This window comes from Neomesorhizobium albiziae (genome assembly GCF_900114255.1).
GTDB lineage: Bacteria > Pseudomonadota > Alphaproteobacteria > Rhizobiales > Rhizobiaceae > Neomesorhizobium > Neomesorhizobium albiziae.
Genome location: NZ_FOSL01000007.1, coordinates 215,346 through 236,344 on the forward strand (window position 1 = coordinate 215,346; position 20,999 = coordinate 236,344).

16 protein-coding genes are annotated in these 20,999 nt (G+C 63.6%); 3 read left to right on the forward strand and 13 right to left on the reverse strand.

What is annotated here, in order from left to right; genetic code table 11:
* Positions 1-58 precede the first annotated feature (58 nt).
* Positions 59-1,270 (reverse strand): NAD(P)/FAD-dependent oxidoreductase, encoded by a 1,212-nt coding sequence (locus F3H98_RS14155; RefSeq protein WP_149760788.1) that lies wholly within the window; start codon positions 1,268-1,270, stop codon positions 59-61.
* Positions 1,271-1,586: 316 nt separating this feature from the next.
* Complete coding sequence (gene hemH / locus F3H98_RS14160) at positions 1,587-2,651, reverse strand: ferrochelatase (RefSeq protein WP_149760789.1); 1,065 nt, start codon at positions 2,649-2,651, stop codon at positions 1,587-1,589.
* Between the two features lie 370 nt (positions 2,652-3,021).
* Between hemH and F3H98_RS14165 the strand changes: the two genes are divergently transcribed.
* Positions 3,022-3,468: a phosphotransferase-like protein gene (locus F3H98_RS14165; RefSeq protein WP_244621725.1), complete on the forward strand. Its 447-nt coding sequence runs from the start codon at positions 3,022-3,024 to the stop codon at positions 3,466-3,468.
* Between the two features lie 79 nt (positions 3,469-3,547).
* On the opposite strand, the gene F3H98_RS14170 is transcribed toward F3H98_RS14165, so the two are convergent.
* The 11 genes from F3H98_RS14170 to F3H98_RS14225 form a co-directional block, all read right to left on the reverse strand.
* Complete coding sequence (locus F3H98_RS14170) at positions 3,548-4,144, reverse strand: YdeI/OmpD-associated family protein (protein WP_149760790.1); 597 nt, start codon at positions 4,142-4,144, stop codon at positions 3,548-3,550.
* 15 nt (positions 4,145-4,159) lie between these two features.
* Positions 4,160-4,717 carry a chloramphenicol phosphotransferase CPT family protein gene (locus F3H98_RS14175; RefSeq protein WP_149760791.1) on the reverse strand — a complete coding sequence of 186 codons (558 nt, stop codon included), beginning with the start codon at positions 4,715-4,717 and terminating at the stop codon, positions 4,160-4,162.
* Positions 4,718-4,823: 106 nt separating this feature from the next.
* Entirely contained in the window at positions 4,824-6,818 is a 1,995-nt protein-coding gene (locus F3H98_RS14180; protein WP_149760792.1) for a 5'-nucleotidase C-terminal domain-containing protein, read from the reverse strand.
* Positions 6,819-6,951: 133 nt separating this feature from the next.
* Positions 6,952-8,205, reverse strand: a complete 1,254-nt coding sequence (locus tag F3H98_RS14185) for a phenylacetate--CoA ligase family protein (protein WP_149760793.1) — start codon at positions 8,203-8,205, stop codon at positions 6,952-6,954.
* A 153-nt stretch (positions 8,206-8,358) separates the two neighbouring features.
* On the reverse strand, positions 8,359-8,742 hold the full coding sequence (gene omp10 / locus F3H98_RS14190; RefSeq protein ID WP_149760794.1) for an outer membrane lipoprotein Omp10: 384 nt from the start codon (positions 8,740-8,742) through the stop codon (positions 8,359-8,361).
* A gap of 183 nt (positions 8,743-8,925) precedes the next feature.
* Positions 8,926-10,371 carry a homospermidine synthase gene (locus F3H98_RS14195; protein ID WP_149760795.1) on the reverse strand — a complete coding sequence of 482 codons (1,446 nt, stop codon included), beginning with the start codon at positions 10,369-10,371 and terminating at the stop codon, positions 8,926-8,928.
* Positions 10,372-10,499: 128 nt separating this feature from the next.
* Complete coding sequence (locus F3H98_RS14200; protein WP_149760830.1) at positions 10,500-11,450, reverse strand: heme-dependent oxidative N-demethylase family protein; 951 nt, start codon at positions 11,448-11,450, stop codon at positions 10,500-10,502.
* 433 nt (positions 11,451-11,883) lie between these two features.
* Positions 11,884-12,564 (reverse strand): Crp/Fnr family transcriptional regulator, encoded by a 681-nt coding sequence (locus tag F3H98_RS14205; protein ID WP_149760796.1) that lies wholly within the window; start codon positions 12,562-12,564, stop codon positions 11,884-11,886.
* A gap of 311 nt (positions 12,565-12,875) precedes the next feature.
* On the reverse strand, positions 12,876-13,538 hold the full coding sequence (locus F3H98_RS14210) for an aminotransferase class IV family protein (protein WP_149760797.1): 663 nt from the start codon (positions 13,536-13,538) through the stop codon (positions 12,876-12,878).
* A complete protein-coding gene (locus F3H98_RS14215; RefSeq protein WP_149760798.1) occupies positions 13,487-14,635 on the reverse strand; it encodes an aminodeoxychorismate synthase component I in 1,149 nt (382 codons plus the stop codon). The genes F3H98_RS14210 and F3H98_RS14215 overlap by 52 nt, the downstream gene beginning before the upstream one ends.
* A gap of 230 nt (positions 14,636-14,865) precedes the next feature.
* Entirely contained in the window at positions 14,866-16,713 is a 1,848-nt protein-coding gene (locus F3H98_RS14225; RefSeq protein ID WP_149760799.1) for a M3 family oligoendopeptidase, read from the reverse strand.
* Positions 16,714-17,020: 307 nt separating this feature from the next.
* Here F3H98_RS14225 and F3H98_RS14230 point away from each other — a divergent pair, with 307 nt between their 5' ends.
* Together F3H98_RS14230 and F3H98_RS14235 are read left to right on the forward strand one after the other, a co-directional pair.
* The gene (locus F3H98_RS14230) at positions 17,021-18,637 is read left to right on the forward strand and encodes a sigma-54-dependent transcriptional regulator (protein WP_149760800.1); all 1,617 of its coding nucleotides are present in this window, start codon (positions 17,021-17,023) and stop codon (positions 18,635-18,637) included.
* 462 nt (positions 18,638-19,099) lie between these two features.
* Entirely contained in the window at positions 19,100-20,947 is a 1,848-nt protein-coding gene (locus F3H98_RS14235; protein WP_149760801.1) for a peptidoglycan L,D-endopeptidase MepK, read from the forward strand.
* Positions 20,948-20,999 lie beyond the last annotated feature (52 nt).

Below are 20,999 nucleotides of genomic sequence, written 5' to 3' on the forward strand. Positions count from 1 at the left end.
TAAGGGTGATTTCCAGACGTTACAATCGCGTGAAGCCGGAATGTTTTTTGCGAAGCATTCAACCGTCAAGCGCATAGAGGCCGGCGTCGGCGTCCTTATGGCCGGCGATTGCGGCGCTGACGATCTCCGACGCGATCTGCGAATAGGTGATGCCGTTACCGCCATAGCCCATCACCGCGAAGGTTCTCGTGTGGCGCGGCACCCTGCCGATGAGCGGTAGGCCGGTGCCCGACGAGCCGAAGGATCCCGCCCAGGCGAATTGCGGCGTTGCATCGATCGAGGGCAGTAGTTTTTTCAGCCTGGCGGCGATGGCAGCTGTCTTTTGCGCGATCAGCGCATCGCGCCGGTCCGTGTCGGTGAAATCCTCGTCCTCGCCGCCGCAGATGATGCGGCCATCGGCCGATGCGCGCAGATAGAGGTAGGGATCGGAGGCTTCCCACACCAGCGGCAGGTTTTTCCAGTCAAACCGCTTCTGCGGCGCGGTCGCGATGGCGAATGTCGAGATGATCGAATGTCCTGCGGTCGGCACCTTGTCCATCAGCTCGTAACCGGTGGCCAGGATCAAGAAACCGGCAGAGATGGTCGGTCCCTCGCTTGTCGCGACCGTCACGCCGTCCCTGCTCTCGGTGAACGACACCGCTTCCACCGGCGCATAAAGCCGCGCCTTGCGTGCCAACGCCTTCAGCAGCAGTCCGGCGGTCAGCTTGCGCGGATCGAGCGCGATGTTGCCATGGCTGAGGATCGCGCCGTCGCGCGCCATGCCGAAGCGATCCCTCAATTCACCGGCAGTCAGATATGCCGCATGGATGCCGGCCAGCCGGCGCGCCTCGGCCTCGTCCCGCAGGGCGCCCGCCACAAGCGTCGTGCCGGCGAGATAGAGCGATTGTTTCCACGCGCAATCGCAGCGTATGCCCAGTTCGTCGATGCGCGCCGCCAGATTGAACACCGCAAGCCGCGAGCGCCGCCACGCCCGCTCCGCGCTCGCCTTGCCGATCTTCTTCGACAGCAGCGTCAACGGCTGGTCGATCTCGAACTGCACGAGCGCGGTGGTGGCCATTGTGGAGCCGAGCAGTGGGCCGCGCCGGTCGACCACGACGACGGAACGGCCGGCCGCCGTCAGCGTCTCGGCCATCATGGCGCCGCTGATGCCCATGCCGACGATCACCACGTCGGCCTTGACGTCGCGCGCCAGCCTGCTCACGGGAACTTTCGGGGCGCGGTAGGCGCTCCAGACGGGACGTCCGGTCCTGAGATCGAGCTGGCGCGGCATGGATGTTTCCCCCCGAGGTGTTTGGTCAACGCTGCGGGGTGCATCCGGTTCCGGGAGTCTTGCTCATCCTTTTTGGGTGACGCTGGCTGGGGATGAGGGGCAGCGCTAATCGATCCGAGCGTTCTCTGTATGATCCCAGCCGTTATTCAACTCAGAGATCGGAAATACGTCAGGGCGTGGCGGAATCGAAGATGGGCGCGTTAGCGACCAAACAGGTTATTTCGAGAACCGGAGCGCAGCGTACATTTTGGTACGTGAGCACCGGAAGCGCAGAAATTGCCATTTGCAGCCCGCCATCACGTATTCCAGGGGTCTCTTACATCCACCCCATCAGTTCGCGGCGCACCAGCGCCTCGATCACCGCCATGCCGTCGGCGCTGTCGTTCAGGCAGGGGATATGGCTGAAGTTCTTGCCGCCGCCATGATGGAAAATCTCTGCCACCTCGCCGGCGATCTCCTCCAGCGTCTCGATGCAGTCCGACGAGAAGCCGGGATTGACGATGGCGATCGACTTCACTCCTTCCTTGGCGAGCCTCTCCACGGTTTTGTCCGTATAGGGCTGCAGCCATTCCTGCGCGCCGAAGCGCGACTGGAATGTCGTGATCAGCTTCTTCTCGTCCCAGCCCAGGCGCTCGCGCAGCAGGCGCGTCGTCTCCAGGCAATGCTCCCGGTAGGGGTCGCCGCGGTCCGAATAGGGCTTCGGGATGCCGTGGAAGGAGGCAAGCACCACCTCCGGATCGAAGTCGAGGCCGGCGAGATGCCGTGTGATCGAGCGGGCCAGCGCATCGATATAGACCGGCTCGTCGTAATAGGGCGGCACGCTGCGCACCGCCGGCGCGCGGCGCATCTTCATGAGTGCGCGGAACAGCTGGTCGTTGGCCGTCGCCGTCGTGGTCGCCGAATATTGCGGATAAAGCGGCACTGTCAGGATGCGGTCGCAGCCCTGCGCCTCCATCCGCTCGACCACGCTGGCGATGGACGGAGTGCCGTAACGCATGCCCCAGTCGACGACGATTTCGGGGTTGCCGGCAAACACCGCCGCCAGCTTTTCCGACTGCGAGCGGGTAAAGGTCCTGAGCGGCGATTCATTCTTCTCGCGGTTCCAGATCTTCTTGTAGTTGGCGCCCGATTTCGTCGGCCGTGTGGTCAGCACGAGGCCATAGAGGATCGGATACCAGATCGCCTTGTTGAGCTCGATGACGCGCGGATCCGACAGGAATTCCCTGAGGTAACGCCACATCGGCCAGTAGTCGGTGCCGTCGGGGGTGCCGAGATTGACCAGCAGCACGCCGATTTTCCTGACCGCAAGCGGCGAACGCCCGGCGGGCAGTGTGCCGACGGCTTTTGCCTTGGCCATATCGATCTGAACGGGACGGTTCATGCGTTTCTTCCCTTCACTGCGGGGGAAACTAGCGATGCGAGGCTCAGATGCAATGCCGCGTCTAGCCGCAGGGCATCGTTGCGGCCGCCCGCCTTCGCCCCGGAGAAGGTGCCGTCGTCGACAAGGTCAGAAGGCGGATGGGGGCAGTTCTGCACCGCCACCGATTGTTGAGGGAGGCAAAGAAACGTGTCATTTCGATTGTGAAGCATACCAGAACCAAAGCGGTGTCAAATCGAATGCCACATCACGGCAATTCACCGGTCGGCAAGGTCATTCTGCTCAATGGCGCATCGAGTAGCGGAAAGTCGTCTGTTGCCGTGCAGTTCAAGCGAGAGCCGAAGAGCCTTTCTGGCACATCTCGATAGATCATCTGCGCGACAGCGGCGTTCTTCCATTGGATCGTATCCGCAGCGGCGATTTCAAGTGGCTAGAAATGCGCGAGGCCTTCTTCGACGGCTTCGAGCGCTCGCTTGTCGCCTACATCCAGGCTGGGAACAGCCTAATCGTCGAATACATCATGGAAACCCCAGAATGGATGCGAAGGATGGTCCGGCTGTTGCAGGGATATGACGTTTTCTTCGTGGGTGTTCGTTGTAGCCTAGCCGAGCTGGAGCGCCGTGAGCTTGCGCGGGGCGACCGTCCAATAGGCGATGCGCGCCGTGATCACCACACGATTCATGAGTACTGTACTTACGATGCCGAACTGGATGGTATGCTTCTACCCGACGTCAATGCGGCGAAGCTGATCTCCTTGTGGCAAACCCGTCAACGTCCTTCGGCCTTCGAAAGGATGGCAAACGCCGTCGAAGCCTCGTGATGATGTGATCGAGCGGAGCCGTTGCCGCCGCAGGGATTGACGCTCGCTTTCCCCTTGCCGCGGATTTCCCAACAAGCCCTCACTTCCTCCCTTGCGGATAGATCGTCTCGCCGTGCCTCAGCATCTCGACGAAGGTTTCGATCTTCTTCTTGCGGCCGGCTTCCGTCTTCATGTTGTGGGTGCGGAAGGCCAGCGCGAAGCGGTTCTGCGCGCTGAGCCCGGCCAGCATCGCCTTCGCTTCCGGTACCGCGTCGATCGCCGCCTGCAGATCGGCGGGGATCGCCATGTCCTTGATCCTGTAGGCGCGGTCCCAGCGTCCGTCGGCCTTGGCCGCCTCGACCTGGCCGAGCCCGTGTTCGGTCATGCGGCCCTCCCCGATCAGCCGGGCGACATTGTCGACATTAATCTGGCTCCAGGTGCTCTTTCGGCCGCGCGGCGTGTAGCGCTGCAGGAAGCTCTTCTCATCGAGCCCCTTGCGGATGGCGTCGATCCAGCCCCAGCACAGCACCACGTCGATGGCTTCTTTCGGGGTGATCGACTTCAACCCCGAACCGGCCTTGTGGACCTTGATCCACACCTCGTCGTCGCTGCCATGATGCTGGCGCAGCCATTCGTAGAACGCATCGGCGTCGGCGAATTCATGCACCTTGTCAGGATCGACCTTGAACGGCGCCATCAGTTCGTTCCTGCCCTACAACCCGAACTTCTCTTTGATCAGCGCTGCGCACTCCATAGGCGAGGCGCCGCCGGTGTCGACTTCGAGATCGTAGGCCATGTCCTTGTGAACCAGCCCGTATTGCCATCGCGCCAGCCCGATCGAGCGGTCCCTGCGCCGGTGTTCGCGGGCTTCGAGAATTTCAAGCGGCGCAAACAGCCCGACGCGGTGAAACACGAAGGGAGAGAGGAGATCGGCATATTCCCGCTTCTCGTCGCCCAGAAGCACATCGTCGACGATCAGGTTGTTTCCTTGCCCGGCCATGGCGGCGACGGCGTGCCGCATGCCGCGCAAGACCGTCTCCCCGACCGGCCCCGTCTTGACGATCGTCACGCGCCGCCCCGCCTCGTCCGCGGTTTCGTAGGTGAAGCCGTCGGGATGAGCATGATGGGTCTCGGGCAGCATGTCCATGAATGTATCCATCTGCACATGCAGGAAGGGCGAGGCGGTGATCGCCTGCAGCGCCCGCGCGATGGAAGTTTTTCCGGCGCTTCCGGCGCCATTGAGCAGGACAATCCGAGCGGTGGTGTTCATTGGCTCTCCCGGCCACGAGAAGCGCTGCGCGGTCATGACGCTATCAAATACCGCAAGGCCCGCCCGGTGGCCGGGCGGGCCTTGCAGTCGAATGCTATGGCAACGATCAGCTTGCCGGCGGCAGCTTCAGCGTCGTGCCCACAAACAGATGGCGCGGGCGCAGGCCCGGGTTGGCATCCGAAATCAGCTTCCACTTCTCGCCATCGCCGTAAACCTTCTCGGCGATGTCCCACAGCGTGTCGCCGGCGGCGATCACATGTTCGCCGGGGTTGGCGGCTGCGGCCGGCGCCGCTGCGGCAGCCGGCGCCGCTGCGGTCGCGGGCGCCGCTGCTGTTGCCGGTGCTGCCGCCGTTGCTGGCGCGCCTTCGACCTTGGGCGGCTGGTTGGCGATGTCGCCCGATGCCGCCGGCAGTTCGGGTAGCGGCGCGGTCGCGGCCGGCGCCGCCGCTGTGTCGGCGGGCTTGGCTGCCTCGGCCGGTGCAGCCGGAACAGCTGCCGCGATCTCGGTGATGCGGCCGTCGAGCTTCGGGGTGTAGGGGCGGTTGGCGCTCAGATAGTCGGCCACCAGCTGCTCCAGTCCCGGGCCGTAGTCATAGGCCTTTTCGGCCTTCTCGGCGAACAGCTTGTAGCCGTCGCCGCCGGCGCGCACGAAGTTGTTGGTGGCGATTGAGTAGGTCTTGGCGTCGTCAAGCGGCACCCAGGCGCCGCCTTCCATCACCTCCACCGACTTCAGCCGGCCGCCATTCGGCGCCACCGACTTGTCGAAGGAATATTTGAGGCCGGCGACCTGCGGGAACTTGCCCTTCGCCTCTTCGATCTCCGACAGGCCGCTTTCCAGCGACGCCTTGAGGTCGGCGCCCTTCAGCTGGAAGGTCGCCAGCGTGTTCTGGAAGGGCAGCACGGTCAGCACTTCGCCCATCGTCACCACGCCCTTGTCGATCGAGGCGCGGATGCCGCCGCCGTTCTGGATGGCGATGGTGACGCCCTGGTCCTTGGTGCGGTCGAGCATGGCGTCGGCGATCAAATTGCCCATCGCGCATTCGCGGGCGCGGCAGTTGTCGCGGCTGCCGTCGATGGCGTCGGTGGATTCGGCGACTTCCTTGGTCTTCAGCTCCTCGATCGGCGCGCCGAGTTCCTTGATGCGGGCAAGCACGGCCGCGTCGGGCGTGATCGACTTGTCGAGGAAGATCGGGTCGCCGGTGGCTTCCTTGACGACGCCGTTGTCGTCGAAAACCACCTTGATCTCGCCGAGATATTTCGAATAGGAGGCCGCCTGCACCACCGGCACCTTCGAGCCTTCCGGATTGTCGACGATGGTCGGGTAGGGGCCTTCCGCCTTGGGGTCGGTCTTGGACAGGAGCGAATGCGAGTGGCCGCCGATCACCACGTCGATGCCGGGAATCTTGGCGATGACGTCGCGCTCGCGGGTATAGCCGATATGGGTGACGGCGATGATCTTGTTGACGCCCTCGGCCTTCAACTTCTCCACTTCGGCGGTGATCGCCTTGACGTCGTCGTCGATGGCGATGTTGGGGCCGGGGGAGGCGAGTTCGGGCGTATCGTTGGTAATGCCGCCGATGACGCCGATCTTCTGGCCGCCGACATCGAGCACGACCGATGACTTGACCTTGCCCGAGGCGCCGGACTTTTCGTTGGGATGCACGTTGGCGCCGAGCACAGGGAACTGCGCCTTGTCGAGGAACGGCACCAGTGCTGCCTCGCCGTCGTCGAATTCGTGGTTGCCGAGCGCCATGGCGTCGGGCTTCATCTGGTTGAGGAACTCAAGCTCGGCCTGGCCCTTGTAGGTGGTGTAGAAGAGCGAGCCTTGGAAATTGTCGCCGGCGCTGAGGAACAGCACGTTCTGGCCCTTGAGCTTGTCGCGCTCCTGGTTGAGCGCCGTGACGAGCCGCGCCGCGCCGCCGATGCACTCGCCCTTGCCTTCCTCCTCAGCCGAGCAGGTCGATTCGAATTTGTTGTTCGATTCGATGCGGCTGTGCCAGTCGTTGATGTGCAGAATGTTCAATGTGTAGTCGGCAAAGGAAGGCGCGGTCGACATGGCGAGCGCCGATGCCGAAAGCGCGAGTGCGGCCAGTTTCTTCATGCTTGATCTCCCAAACAATTGCGTGGATGGCGTTTAGCGCCATTCGTTGTCAGATTTGTTTCAACCCCGTATTGCCAGCATGTTCCCACCCTGTTTTGCCCGATGCAAGCGGAATCGCTTGGGTTCTGCGGCCTTATCCGCTGTAGTCGCGCTCGTCGGAAATGACCTTGCCGTCATTGGGCAGCGAACCGGCTTCGGCCAGCACCACGCCGCCGCCCATCCTCGTGATTTCGCGCAGCGACGCCTCCACCGGCTTCAGCTCGATCGGGTGACCGCTAGCCGGCTCCACATGTAGCGTCATGGCGTCGCGTTCGCCGTCGCGCACCACCACCAGACGCGCCTTGGCGACTTCGGGATGACGGCGCACGATCTCGGCGATCTGCTTGGGGTCGACGAACATGCCCTTGACCTTGGTGCGCTGGTCGGCGCGGCCCATCCAGCCCTTGATCCTGGTGTTGGTGCGCCCGCAGGGCGAGCGGCCGGGCAGCACCGCCGACAGGTCGCCGGTGCCGAGCCGCACCAGCGGGTAGTCGGGGTTGAAGCTGGTGACGACGAGTTCGCCGACTTCGCCTTCCGGAACCGGGTCGCCGGTGCCGGGGCGCACGATCTCGACGATCAGGTTTTCGTTGACCACCATGCCGGGGTGGGGCGTGCCGTCCTCAGCCGCCGTCTCGTAGGCGATGACGCCGAATTCGGCGGTGGCGTAGCATTGCAGCACCGTCACGCCGCGCCCGGCATATTCGGCGCGCAGCGACGGAAACAGCGCGCCCGCCGAAACGAGGCCAAGGCGGAAGCAGGAAAGGTCCTTGCCCATCTCGCCGGCCCGGTCGAGCATCACTTTCAGGAAGTCCGGCGTGCCGCAATAGACGGAGGGCCTCAGCGTTGCCGCCGCCTCCACCTGCATGTCGGTGTTGCCGGTGCCGGCCGGGAATACCATGCAGCCCAGCGCGCGCGCGCCTTCGTCGAGGATGAAGCCGCCGGGCGTCATGTGGTAGGCGAAGGCGTTGTGGACGATGTCGCCGGGGCGGATGCCTGCTGCGTGGAAGGCGCGCGCCGAGGCCCAGGGATCGGCGCCGAGACCTTGCGGTTCCCACAAGGGCCCCGGCGACTGGAAAACACGGCCACCCTTCAGGGCAGCAAGATTGGCGAAACCGCCGAAAGGCGGATTTTCGGCCTGGAATGCCATCAGTTCGGTTTTGCGCAGCACCGGCAGGGCCGCAAGCTGCGCCCGGTCGCCGACGGCATCGAGGTCGACGCCCGCCAGCCATTTTGCCAGTCCCGGCGCGTTGGCCGATGCTTTCCTTAGAAATTCCGGCAGGCGGGCAAAGAGATCGCGCTCCCGCTCGGCCGGATCGCGCATTTCCAGTGCGTCGTAAGATACGCTCATCCGGCTTTGTCCCTCCCCGGTCGATGCCGTTTATGGCAACGGGGAGGCAATGACGCAAGCGCCGCCACAGCGTTTCCAGCACGTGGCGGCGCGAGGCGTATGCGCTGTTCAGCCGCCATTTGCAGGCAGGCATCACCTGAATATCAAGATACCCTAGGAAACGGCTCTCGGACGGCGGGTCAGCACGAAGGTCTGGCCGGCGGAACTGGTGCAGTTGAGCTGGTCGGGCGAAGCCAGCGCGCAATTCACATTGGTGGTCGTCTGGCGGATCAGCGAAATCACGGTGATTTCCACGGTGCGCGCATCGGCCATGCGATAGCTGCCGTCGGCAAGCTTGTTGCCTGTGTCGGTGGCCACCGTCTCGAAGACGCCGCCGGAGAAACGGGAGACCGCCACACCATCGGTGCTCAGCCATTCGCCTTCAACCGAAGGCGCCCGACCAAAACCGCCGCCGCCCGGCCCGCCGCTCATGCAGCCGGCCAGCAAGGCAACCGCCGAAAGCGTGCCGGCCGAAAATAGTCCGCGCGCTGTGAACATCGTTTCAATCCTCTCCTCAGTCCGCCCCTGTTCAATCGCCTGATTTCAGGGCGATTGCAAGGCATACTACCGTTGCGTCAAACGCATGGAGCCCGGTTCCGACCAACCGGAACCGGGCTCCAACTTATTGTTTTTCTTCGATCTTGTCCGAAACCCGGCTCAACTTGTCCGGGAGCGCGCCCTCTAACGAACGAGAATGTTGCGGAACTGCCACGGGTCCTTGGCGTCGATGTCCTCGGCAAACAGTCCCGGCCGGCCATCGATCGGCGTCCAGTCGGTGTAGTAGCCTTTGACCGGCCCGAGATACGGCAACTGCACTTCGAGGCAGCGGCGGTAATCCATTTCGTCGGCTTCGACGATGCCGGCTTGCGGGTTCTCCAGCGCCCAGACCATGCCGGCGAGTACGGCCGAGGTGACCTGCATGCCGGTGGCGTTCTGGTAGGGCGCCAGAGCGCGGGCCTCATCCAGCGTCAGCTGCGAGCCGTACCAGTAGGCGTTCTTCTTGTGGCCGTAGAGCAGCACGCCGAGTTCGTCGGAGCCATCGACCAGTTCGTTCTCGTCGAGCACGTGGAAGGTCTCTTGCGCCTTGCCGGTCGCACCGAAAATCTCGTGCAGCGACAGCACGGCGTCGTTGCAGGGATGGTAGGCGTAGTGGCAGGTCGGGCGATAGCTCACCTCGCCCTTCTTGTCGCGCACGGTGAAGAAATCGGCAATCGAGATCGCCTCGTTGTGGGTGACCAGGAAGCCATATTGCGCACCGGGCGTCGGGCACCAGGTGCGCACCCGCGTGTTGGCACCGGCCTGTTCGAGAAAAATACCCGCCTTGGAGCCATTCTTGTGCTTCTTGCCATTCTTGGGCATCCATTTCTCGTGCGTACCCCAGCCGAGTTCGGCCGGTTGCATGCCCTCGGAGATGAAACCCTCGACCGACCAGGTGTTCCAGAAGGCATTCATCGGCTTCGGCTTCTTGGTGCGCTGGGTGTCGCGCTCGGCAATGTGGATGCCCTTGACGCCGGCCTTCTTCATCAGTTTGGCCCAGCCTTGACGATCGTCCTGGGCGGGCTCCTTGAAGTCGATCTTCAGGTCCTTGGCGAGATTGAGCAGCGCCTGCTTGACGAACCAGGAGACCATGCCGGGATTGGCCCCGCAGGTGGAGATCGCGGTGGCGCCGCCGGGGTTCTTGCGCTTTTCCTCCAGCAGCGTTTCGCGCAGCGCATAGTTGGTGCGCGAGGCGTTGTCGGCCTTGGCGTCGAAATAGAAGCCGAGCCACGGCTCGACCACGGTGTCGATGTAGAGCACGCCGAGCTCGCGGCAGAAGCGCATCAGGTCGACGGAGCCGGTGTCGACCGAGAGGTTGACGCAGAAGCCCTGGCCGCCGCCCTTGGTCAGCAGCGGCTTCAGAAGCTTCTTGTAATTCTTCTTGGTGACCGCTTCGTGCACGAAGGCGATGCCGCGATCGTCGAGCAGCTTGCGGTCGGTATCGCGCGGGTCGACGACCGTCATGCGCGACTTGTCGAATTTGAAATGGCGTTCGATGAGGGGAAGCGTTCCGCGGCCGATCGAGCCGAAGCCGATCATCACGACGGGACCGGTAATTTCACCGTACACAGGCCATTTTTCATTCGCCATTTTCGGGGGCACTCCTTCTCTTTTTCAAAAATTAGCTAGGCTTTTCGCAAAACAACCGGGCCCCGATGGCCCGGCTGTTGCAGCTAAACCATACAGGCTTGTCACAATAAAGCGAATCTACGCTGGCCTTACTGGCCGCGCGCGCCTTCCCCCACAAGGGAAGGAGGAAGCGCGGTCGCCGCCATCTCGTTGAGATACTCGACCAGCCGGTCGCGGTCGGCGGTCAGGCCCTTGTAGTCGAGCTGCGCGGTATCGAGGCCGGAAAGCTGCCCGGCGAAGGACGAGGCGAGCGCCGCGCGGTCGGGATGCCGGGCCAGCACCCCCAGCGGATCGAGATAGATGCGGATGGTGAAGAGGATGTCGCCTGATCTCGGCAGCTTGCGCAGCGTCTGGCGTTCGACCCGGATGAAGGCGCTGGCGAAATCGGCGTCGCCGGCGAATTTCGAGGGGCGCTTCCCGGCGCGTTCGTCGCGCTGCCGGCCGGACAGCGGGTGGTAGAGGTCGGCATTGGCCTGCAGCGACCAGTTCCAGCGCTGCACCGGCTGCGCCAGCCTGTCGAACATGCGCACGATCAGTTCGTTCATGCGCGTGCCCTGGCCGAAATCTGGAACCGGGCCGTGGATCTCGTGCAGCGGCTTGCCGAATTTTTCCTCTAGCGACCACGAGGAAGGAAAGCACAGCGAACCGGCGGCCAGCCGCCAGTCGCTTTCGCCCTTGCGCATCAGGATCAGGTCTTCCTGGACGAGCATGGAGGCCGTGCGCAGCGGCGCAATGTCCGTCGCGGCCATCATCGGCTCCAACTGGGCGTCAACGCGCCTGCGCACGGATCCGCCTGGATCGAGGCGCGTATGCTCGGCGGCAAGATGGTCCACGATCAGGTCGAGCACTTCCTGCTGCGCGTCACGCGTCTGCGGCTCCTCGACGAAGACAAGCCCGGGAATCTCGGCGTAAAGCCTCGCCTTCTCGGCGAGATAGGCGTCGTAATGCGCGTCGACCTCGATCCAGTCCTTCAGGTCGAGCTGCTTCAGGCCGATGGTGAACGGCTTCGACGAGCCGTCATAAGGTGTATGGGCAATCATGCTGGCGGCGAACTGGTTGAGAAGGAACCCCAGGCAATCAGTCTTGGTATCGCGCAATTCGGGGCAGCGCGAGCCGTATTTAATGGCTTGAATCGTGTGCAGGAAGCAACCCGGCGGCGTGGCTTGGGCGGGGGGTGAGGTGAAGCGCACGTCCGCCGGGTTAAGAACCGAAGCCTCTGGCAATGAGACTTCGGGCACGAACCGCAGGTTTGTGCCCGCGTTGTTCTTCCGTGTGTGCCTGTAGAATGAGTAAGGCTGGCACAGTCTTGGTTCGATCGACGCGCTCTTTGTCACGGAAAGCGACCGCGAGCTTTCGAGTGTTCCGGGCGAAGAACCTCGACGAAGGTGCGATCCACGGACTCTGAAGATCGACACGAACAACGACATTTTTATCATTTTGGAACAGGGTATGGTGTTCCATAAAGAACAGATTTCAATATTTCCGAATCTTGATACGCGGATTTTCGTGTGAAACCACATTCAACAGAGAATTATGGACCTCCAATTCTCCGTTGTACTCGATGAAGCCGAGTTTTCGGAATTTATTCATGAAAGTGCACACACGCGATCTTGTCGTTCCGACCATCTCGGCGAGCGTCTCCTGGCTTAGTTTACCTATGACACGTTGCGGCTCGCCCTCCTTGCCGAAATTCGCCATGAGGAGGAGCAATCTTGCCAGGCGCTTCTCGCTTGAGTTGAAATGCTGGTCCACCAAATCCTCCTCGACCCGCGCGTTCCTGGCCAGCAGAAACGACATGAACATTGCGGAGAATTCCGGTTCGTCGCGGAGAACGCGTGTAATTGAAGCCTTGTCGAGTCGTGTAATGACGCAATCCGTGATTGCAGACACCGTCGCCAGGCGCAGTTCCTGGCCCGTCAGGCAGCCTTCGCCGAAAAAGTCCCCGCTTCCTTGGATGGCGACCACCGCCTCCTTGCCTTGCGTGGACACGACGAAGACTTTGACGGTGCCTTTCTGGATATAGAAGACTGAATCCGCCGGGTCGCCCTGCGAGAAGATTTTCTGGTTCTTGCTGTACGTCGTGACAGTCTTGCCGCTATCCACCGTGTTAAGGAAAACTTTCGTATCGAACGGACGCGTCTTAGGCTTTGTCATGCCACGCTCCCCTTCTTGTAAGGCGAAGTGATACTGTAACCTACTGTGATATTGCAGGGAAATCACGTGATTTGACTGTAGCGTTACTTATCTCTACATGGGCGAATTTTGGCGTGCCAAAGTCCATTTTCCGAGGCGATCTTCGCGAGCATCCACGATGTGTTGTTCAGCATCGCCCCCTCATCCCCGCCGCAACGCTGACGTCCCTCTCATCCCGTCCTGAGCTTGTCCCGAAGGGTTACGGGAGAGCACCCGGGCGAGGGGCGGCACTGCTGTCAATTCAAGGTGAGCGTTCGGCTGGATCGGAATATCTAGGCGACCCGCGCCGGAATCAGCCCCCTCAGCGAATTGCCGACAAAAACCGCCTTGGCCGATTTCAGGTCTTCGAAGCTGAAAACCGCCTCCTGCGACTTGCCCTCGTCCAGCAGTTCGCCGCGCAAGATGCCGGGCAGCAGGCCGCAGTCGAGGCGGGGCGTCAAAAGCACGCCGTCGCCGAAATCGGCGAAGACGTTGGTGATGGTGCCTTCGCACAATTCGCCGCGCTCATTGGCGAGCAGAACCTCGTCGGCTTGGCTGGCCAGATATTCGGCGCGGGCCCGCACATAGATGTCGCGCCGGCTGGTCTTGTGGCGCAGCAGCGTGTCGGTGGATGAGAGCCGCACCCGCGCCAGCCTGAGCTTCCACACCTTGCCCGCGGCGAGCGGTTCGTAAGGTTGCGCCGAGGCCGACGCCTTGCCGTCGCGCGGCAGCACCAGGCGGGTGCGCATCGGCGTGGCGGAGCGGCCGACGGCGCCCGCCAGCGCTTCGCCGACAGTCTGCGGGTCGCAGGCAAAGCCGAGTTCGGCCGCCGAGGCGTAAAGCCGCGCCAGATGCCGGTCGAGCCGGACAAAGCCGCCCCCGGGCTCCCAGCGCAAGGTTTCGATCAGCTCGAAACCGGCACCGTGCCCGTCGCGAAGCGGGCTTTCAGCAGGCATTCGGCATATTCCTCCTCGGCCGACGAATCGAAGACGACGCCGCCGCCGATATTGTAGACGGCCTCGCCGTCGGGATGCAGCGTGATGGTGCGGATGGCGACGTTGAAGCGCATGCGGCCACCTGGGGCGATCCAGCCGACGGCGCCGCAATAGGCGTCGCGCGGCGCGGTTTCGAGCTGACGCAATATCTCCATGGCGCGGATTTTCGGCGCGCCGGTGATCGAACCGCACGGGAAGAGTGCGGCGAAGATGTCGCGGATCGTCAGGTCGGGCAACAGTTTGGCACGCACGCGGCTGACCATCTGGAAGACCGTCGGATAGGCCTCGATGCGGAAAAGCTCCGGCACGTCGAGCGTGCCGACCTCGGAGACCAGCGAGATGTCGTTGCGCAGGAGGTCGACGATCATGCGGTTCTCGGCCTGGTTCTTCGGGTCGTTGCGCAGGAACTCCCTGAGCTTGCGGTCCTCCTCCGGTGTCTTGCCGCGCGGTGCGGTGCCCTTCATCGGATGCGTCTCGATCCAGCCTTCGGCGTCGATGTCGAAGAAAAGCTCGGGCGAGCGCGACAGGACGACCGGGCCGCCGAGGCTGGCAAGCGCGCCGTATTTCACCGGCTGGCGGGCGGTCAGCGCGTCGAAGGCCGCCAGCGGCTCGCCCGACCATTGGGCATGGACCGGGAAGGTGAGGTTGGCCTGGTAGCAATCGCCCTCGCGCAGATGCCGGTGCACCCGGTCGAAGCGTTTCTTGTAGTCCTCGAACGACCATGCCGCATGCGGTTCGAAGATCGGCCCGTTGGTGGGGGTGGCGGCAAGCTGCGGCCGGTCGCGCTCGGACGGGCCGTCGAAAATGCCGAGGCAGGCGAGCGGCACGCGGCGATCCCCGGGCAGGAGAGGCGCGAGTTTCGGCTCCAGCAGGTAACCCGCCTCGTAGGAGAAATAGCCGGCCAGCCATTTGCCGGCATCGCGCGCCGCCTCGGCGGTTTCCAGCGCGGCATGGAAATCGGCCGGCGTTTCCGGCGCGAGTATCTGCAAGGGCGCTTCGAATAGCAGTTCGCGCCCGGCCGGATCGTCGCGGAACAGGATGAAGGGAGACGTTGGCATGATGTTTGTTGTCATGCCCGCACAGGCAGCGCTTGACGTTGCCCCCCTCTGTCCTGCCGGACATCTCCCCCACAAGGGGGGAGATCAGCCTTATTCGAGATCGTTGCGCTTGAGGTTAGCTCAACCGGAAATGTCAGCCAATCTCCCCCCTTGTGGGGGAGATGTCCGGCAGGACAGAGGGGGGCGCCAAGGAGCACTGACATATATGCCTGTCGAACCGGGATGAACCTTCAGTCCAGCGCTTCCAGTTCGTCGATCAGGCCGCTGATCACGCCAAGCCCGGTCTGCCAGAATTTCGGGTCGGACGCATCCAGCCCGAACGGTTTGAGCAGTTCCGAGTGGTGCTTGGTGCCGCCGGCCTTCAGCATCTCGAAATACTTCTCCTGGAAGCCGCGTTCGGCATTCTGGTAGACCGCGTAGAGCGAATTCACCAGGCAGTCGCCGAAGGCATAGGCATAGACGTAGAACGGTGAATGGATGAAGTGCGGGATGTAGGTCCAGAAAGTCTCGTAGCCCTCGCGCAGCCTGATTGCCGGGCCCAGGCTCTCGGCCTGCACTTCCAGCCAGAATTCACCGAGCTTGTCGGAGGTCAGTTCGCCGTTCTTGCGCTCGGTGTGGACCTTGCGCTCGAATTCGTAGAAGGCGATCTGGCGCACCACCGTGTTGATCATGTCCTCGACCTTCTGGGCGAGCATCGCCTTGCGCTCGCGGCGGTCCTTCGTCTGCTCCAGCAGCGAGCGGAAGGTCAGCATCTCGCCGAAGACGCTTGCCGTCTCGGCCAGCGTCAGCGGCGTAGAGGCCATCAGCGCTCCTTGAGCGCCCGCCAGCACCTGGTGGACGCCGTGGCCGAGCTCGTGCGCCAGCGTCATCACGTCGCGCGGCTTGCCCATGTAGTTGAGCAATACGTAAGGGTGCGCTGACGGAACCGTGGGATGGGCGAAGGCGCCCGGCGCCTTGCCCGGCCGCACCGGCGCGTCGATCCATCGGCGGTCGAAGAAGTGCCGAGCGATCTCGGCCATTTCAGGCGAGAACTGGTGATAGGCCGCAAGCACGGTGTGCTTGGCGTCCTCCCAGCCGATCGTTGCTTTCGGTGTCTCCGGCAGCGGCGCGTTGCGGTCCCAGTGGTTCATCTGGTCCATGCCGAGCCACTTCGCCTTCATGGCGTAGTAGCGATGCGACAGGCGGGGGTAGGCGTCGCGCACCGCGCTCGCCAGCGCGTCGACCACCTCGCGTTCGACGCGGTTGGCCAGGTGCCGGGAATCGGCGATGTCCTTGAAGCCGCGCCAGCGGTCGGAAATCTCCTTGTCCTTGGCCAGCGTGTTGGTGATCAGCGTAAAGCCGCGCAGGTTTTCCTTGAAGGTCTGGGCCAGCGCCTCGGACGCCTTGCGGCGCACCTCGCCGTCGGCGTCCTGCAGGCGCGTCAGCGTCGGTTCCAGCGTCAGCTCCTCGCCATCGACCGTGAAACGCAGATCGGTCATCGTCTCGTCGAAGAGCCGGTTCCAGGCGCCCCGGCCGGTCACGGATTTCTCGTGGAACAGCTGCTCGACGCGGTCTTCGAGCTGGTAGGGCTTGTCCTTGCGCAGGTCGAGCACCCAGGGCCGATAGTGGCCGAAGCCGGGATCGCCATCGAGCGCTGCAAGCACGGCTGCATCGTCGACCAGGTTCAGCTCCAGAGTGAAGAACAGGAGATGCGAGCTGGCGTCCGTCATCTTCTCCTGGACGTCGCCGTAAAGCTTGGCGCGCTGCGGGTCTGAGGTGTTGCCGGCATAGACCAGGCCGGCATAGGAGGCGATCCTGCCGATCAGCTCTTCCAGCACTTCATAGGCCCGCAACGCGCGGCCGAGCCCCCCATTGGCGGGGTTGGCGGCCTCGGCGGCAAGCTTGCCCTTCCATTGCGCCTCGAAGGCCGCGGCCTCGTCGAGGGCGCGGGCGATGTCGCGCTTCAGTTCCGGCGCTTCCATGCCGGAATAAAGATCGGCGAGGTTCCATTCCGGCAGGTCGCCCAGGCCGGGGGCGCGCGCCGCCGCGCTTTTTGGCGAGGCCGCGGGCTGTGCTGGCTGATCCGAAACTGCAGACATGTTTTCACTTTCCGATGTTGAAAGACCAAATTGCCGGCTAGTGGAGCGAATTTGACATTCGATTCCCGCTTGAGGGAGAACTCGATATCAAATGTCAAATTCAAAGCTCCACTAGAATCAAACATTTTAGCTAGTGGTCCTTTGATTCCGACATTTGCTCGCTTGCTCACCCAAATGGGATGCAAATGTCGGAATCGGACCACTAGCGCGAAAGAATTCGTTCACCGGCTTTTTTGAAGCCTTATTTAGAACCGTGTGCCACGTTGATCCAGCCGACTTTTGCCCGATCGACACTTTCCGAGATTTGATGACAGGTGCCATCCTCATAGTCGACGACGACCCGGTCCAGCGCAGGCTTCTCGAAGCCGCGGTGGTGAAGTCGGGCTATGAAGCGATCGCCGTCGACGGCGGCGAGGCAGCGCTCGCAACGCTCGACGGGCCGCAATCGCGCGATGTCGCCGTCGTCATCCTCGATCTCATGATGCCCGGTCTCGACGGCAACGGCGTGCTCAAGGCGATGCGCGAGCGTGGCATCGGCACCCCGGTGATCGTGCAGACCGCGCAGGGCGGCATCGATACGGTGGTCAAGGCGATGCGCGCCGGCGCCTTCGACTTTGTCGTCAAGCCGGCATCGCCCGAGCGGCTGACATCAGCCATAGGCAACGCCCTCAAGGTCGAGGCGCTGGGCGGCGAAGCCAAGCGAGTTGGCCGGCCAGCGGCGGGAACGCTGAGCTTCAAGGACATCGTCACCCGAAGCGACGCGATGGAGCGGGTGATCCGGCTCGGCCAGAAAGCCGCAGCCTCCAACATCCCCATCCTGATCGAAGGCGAATCGGGCGTCGGCAAGGAACTGGTGGCGCGCGCCATCCGCGGCAGCGGCGACCGCCGTTCGAAGCCGTTCGTCACCGTCAATTGCGGCGCCATCCCCGAAAACCTGGTCGAAAGCATCCTGTTCGGTCACGAGAAGGGTTCTTTCACTGGCGCCACGGAAAAACACGCCGGCAAGTTCGTCGAAGCCCATTCCGGCACGCTTTTCCTCGACGAGATCGGCGATCTGCCGCTCGACGTGCAGGTGAAGCTGCTGCGCGCCGTGCAGGACGGCGAGGTCGACCCGGTCGGCGCCCGTTCGACCGTCAAGGTCGACATCAGGCTGATTTCGGCGACGCACCGCGACCTGCTGCAACAGGTGAAGGATGGCGGTTTTCGCGAGGACCTGTTCTACCGCCTCAACGTATTCCCGATCTTCTTGCCGCCGCTGCGCGATCGCCGTGACGATATTCCGCACCTCGTGCGGCATTTCATGGCGCGCCTCGGGCCCGCCGAGAGCCGCAACCGCATCACCGGCATATCCCGGCACGCGCTGCAGATACTCAGCGCCTACGACTGGCCGGGCAACATCAGGCAGCTGGAAAACGCCATCTTCCGGGCCATGGTGCTGTGCGAGGGTGACACGCTTGCCGCCGAGGATTTCCCGCAGATCCGCGCGCAGGTCGAAGAAGTGGTGCTGGGCGAAAATGTGCCGGAGCCGGCCCGGACACCGGAACCGAAGGCGGCGCATGGCAAAACCGCCATGGCGGACGAGCCGGGCGTCGCCGGCGCGGCCGGACCGGGCGTCGCCGGCGCGGCCGGACCGGGCCTCGCCGGCGCGACCGAACCGGGCGTCGCCCGGCTGCCGGTGGATAGGCCGAGAAACGAGGCGGCAAGGCCGCAATTCGGGGTTCTGCGCGCGCTTGACGAGCGCGGCAACGTGCGCTCGCTGTCGGATGTCGAACTCGACATGATCAAGCTCGCCATCGACCATTACCAGGGGCAGATGAGCGAGGTGGCGCGCCGCCTCGGCATCGGACGCTCGACGCTCTACCGGAAACTGAAGGAACACGGCATCGATCCGGAGGCCGGCCGGCATGACCGGCTGGCGTCGTAGCGGCCGAACGATCTCCCCCTTGCGGGAGATGTCCGGCAGACAGAAGGGGGCAACATAGGGCGCAATCAACCAGACAGGCTCCGAAACCGATTCGATTTCACGTATTTCCGGGCCGTTTGCTCCCTGTTTTTGCCTGGCTGGTCTTCGTCAGGAACGCTCGCCGCATTTTTCGGGCTCGCGCTTCGGTGCAAATCGTAAATTTCAGCGTAAATCCCCGGTTTACCCTGTTGCGAAGACTGGCGTTTTCGACAATTTCCCGCCATGGTGTGACCGCATTTCGGCTTCAATAAGCAGTGATTAACCATTAGGATCGATAGTCGGGCGCTACTATCTCGCGTCCGGAAATCAAATCCGGGGACAAAATGGCAGCCTGCAAGGCCTTTTGATTTGATTAAGATCGAACGACAAAATCGCGGACGGCATCCGAACGCTACCGTCTGGTCCAGGTGGTTGGCATCGGCCATGCTGGCCTTCGGGTTCCTGGCCTGGGCAACGTCGTTTGCGAGCGCCGAGTCGCGCAGCCTCAGGCTCCACTTTATCCACACCGGCGAAAAGGCCGAGATCGTCTACAAGCGCAACGGCCGCTACGACCAGTCCGGCCTGCAGAAGATCAACAGGCTCCTGCGTGACTGGCGCCGCAACGAACCGACCAGGATGGACCCGCGGCTGCTCGACCTGGTGTGGGAGGCCTATCGCACTTCCGGTTCGCGCGCCTACATCACCGTCATTTCCGCCTACCGTTCGCCGGCCACCAACTCGATGCTGCGCAGCCGCTCCAGGGGTGTGGCCAAGACCAGCCAGCACATGCTCGGCAAGGCGATGGATTTCTACCTGCCCGACGTGAAGCTGAAGAAGCTGCGCGACATCGGGCTGAGGATGCAGGGCGGCGGCGTCGGCTACTATCCAACCTCGGGTTCGCCATTCGTCCACATGGATGTCGGCAATGTGCGCCACTGGCCGAAGATCAGCCGCCAGGAGCTCGCCCGCGTGTTCCCGAATGGCAAGACCCTGCACATTCCGAGCGACGGCAAGCCATTGCCCGGCTTCGACCAGGCGGTGGCGGCTTACAAGGCGCGCAAGGGCAGCGGCAACCTGGCGATCGCCAGCAACAGCACCAATCGCGGTTCCACCGGCAAGAGCAGCGGCGGATTGCTGGCTGCCCTGTTTGGCGGTGGCGGCGGCGCCGACGAGGAAGAAGAGAGCGGCGGCAGCGCCGCTATAGCGGCGGTCACGGCGCCGAAGGCGACGGTCAAGGCAGTGCCGGCTGCGACGGCGAATGCAGCGCCGGCTGCGACTGCGAATGCGGCGTCGGAAAAGCCCGCCCCGGACATCCGCGTCGTGCCGCCTGAGCTGGCCACGCCGGCCGAGATCGCGCCCGCGCAGGCCGAAGAGCCGGCGGAGCAGACGCCGGAGCAGATCATCGCCGCCTTGCCGCGGCGCAGCATCCCGGTTCCGGGCCTTGCCCCGCGGCCGCAGGTCGATGTAGGCGCGGAGCCGCAAGACGTTCCGTTCCAGGTCGTTTCCGAAGAGGATATGCCCGCCGAACCGCAGCAGGTGGCGCTTGGCATTCCGCTGCCGACGCATCGGCCGAACTACCAGGCGCCGGCCGAACAGCCGGCCGAGGGCGACGCGGTTTCGGCGCTGCTCGCCATGTCGCAGCCCATGGACGACGAGGAAACGGCCAGCGTGCCGATGCCGATAGCGCGTCCGGCCGAAGAGACCGCCGTCATCCAGAATGCTGGGTATGTCGTCGCGGCCCTGCCTGAGCAGCGGCCGGAACTTGCGCCGCCGTCGGAAGCGACACCTGTGGCGATCGCGCCAGCCGCTGCGGCGAATGCCGCTTCCGAACTTGGCGACGACCATCCGTTCGGCATCGCGCCGGCTGACACGGTGGCGGCGCCCGGCAAGATGCCGGTCGCGTCGAAAGGCGACCGCATGGCCGCACTGGCTTCGCCGCGCGCCGCGCTGGCCGCCAGGAAACCCGGCGCCGATGCGGCCTCGGCCCTTGCCTCCGGCGTGAAGACGACCGCGAAATCGGCGCGGCCCGCCGCACGCGACAGCAAGCCCGACGCCAAGCCGGTGGTGGTGACGGCGCAGCCGCAGGCCGCCCGCTGGGCGCTCGACGCCAATTACGTGAAGCAGAACCCGCAGGGAACGACGGCGCCGTCGTTTGCCTACAACATCGTGCGCACCGCGCCGCGTGAGGTCTACACCGCAGGCTTCCAGCAGGAGGCCAAGGTGGCCGACGCCAACCGGTTCTCCGGCAAGGCCGTCACCTTCCTGTCGGTGGCGCGCTTCCAGACCAACTGAGCGACAAACCACACGAGCAAAGCCGCGCCGGGCAACCAGCGCGGCTTTTTCT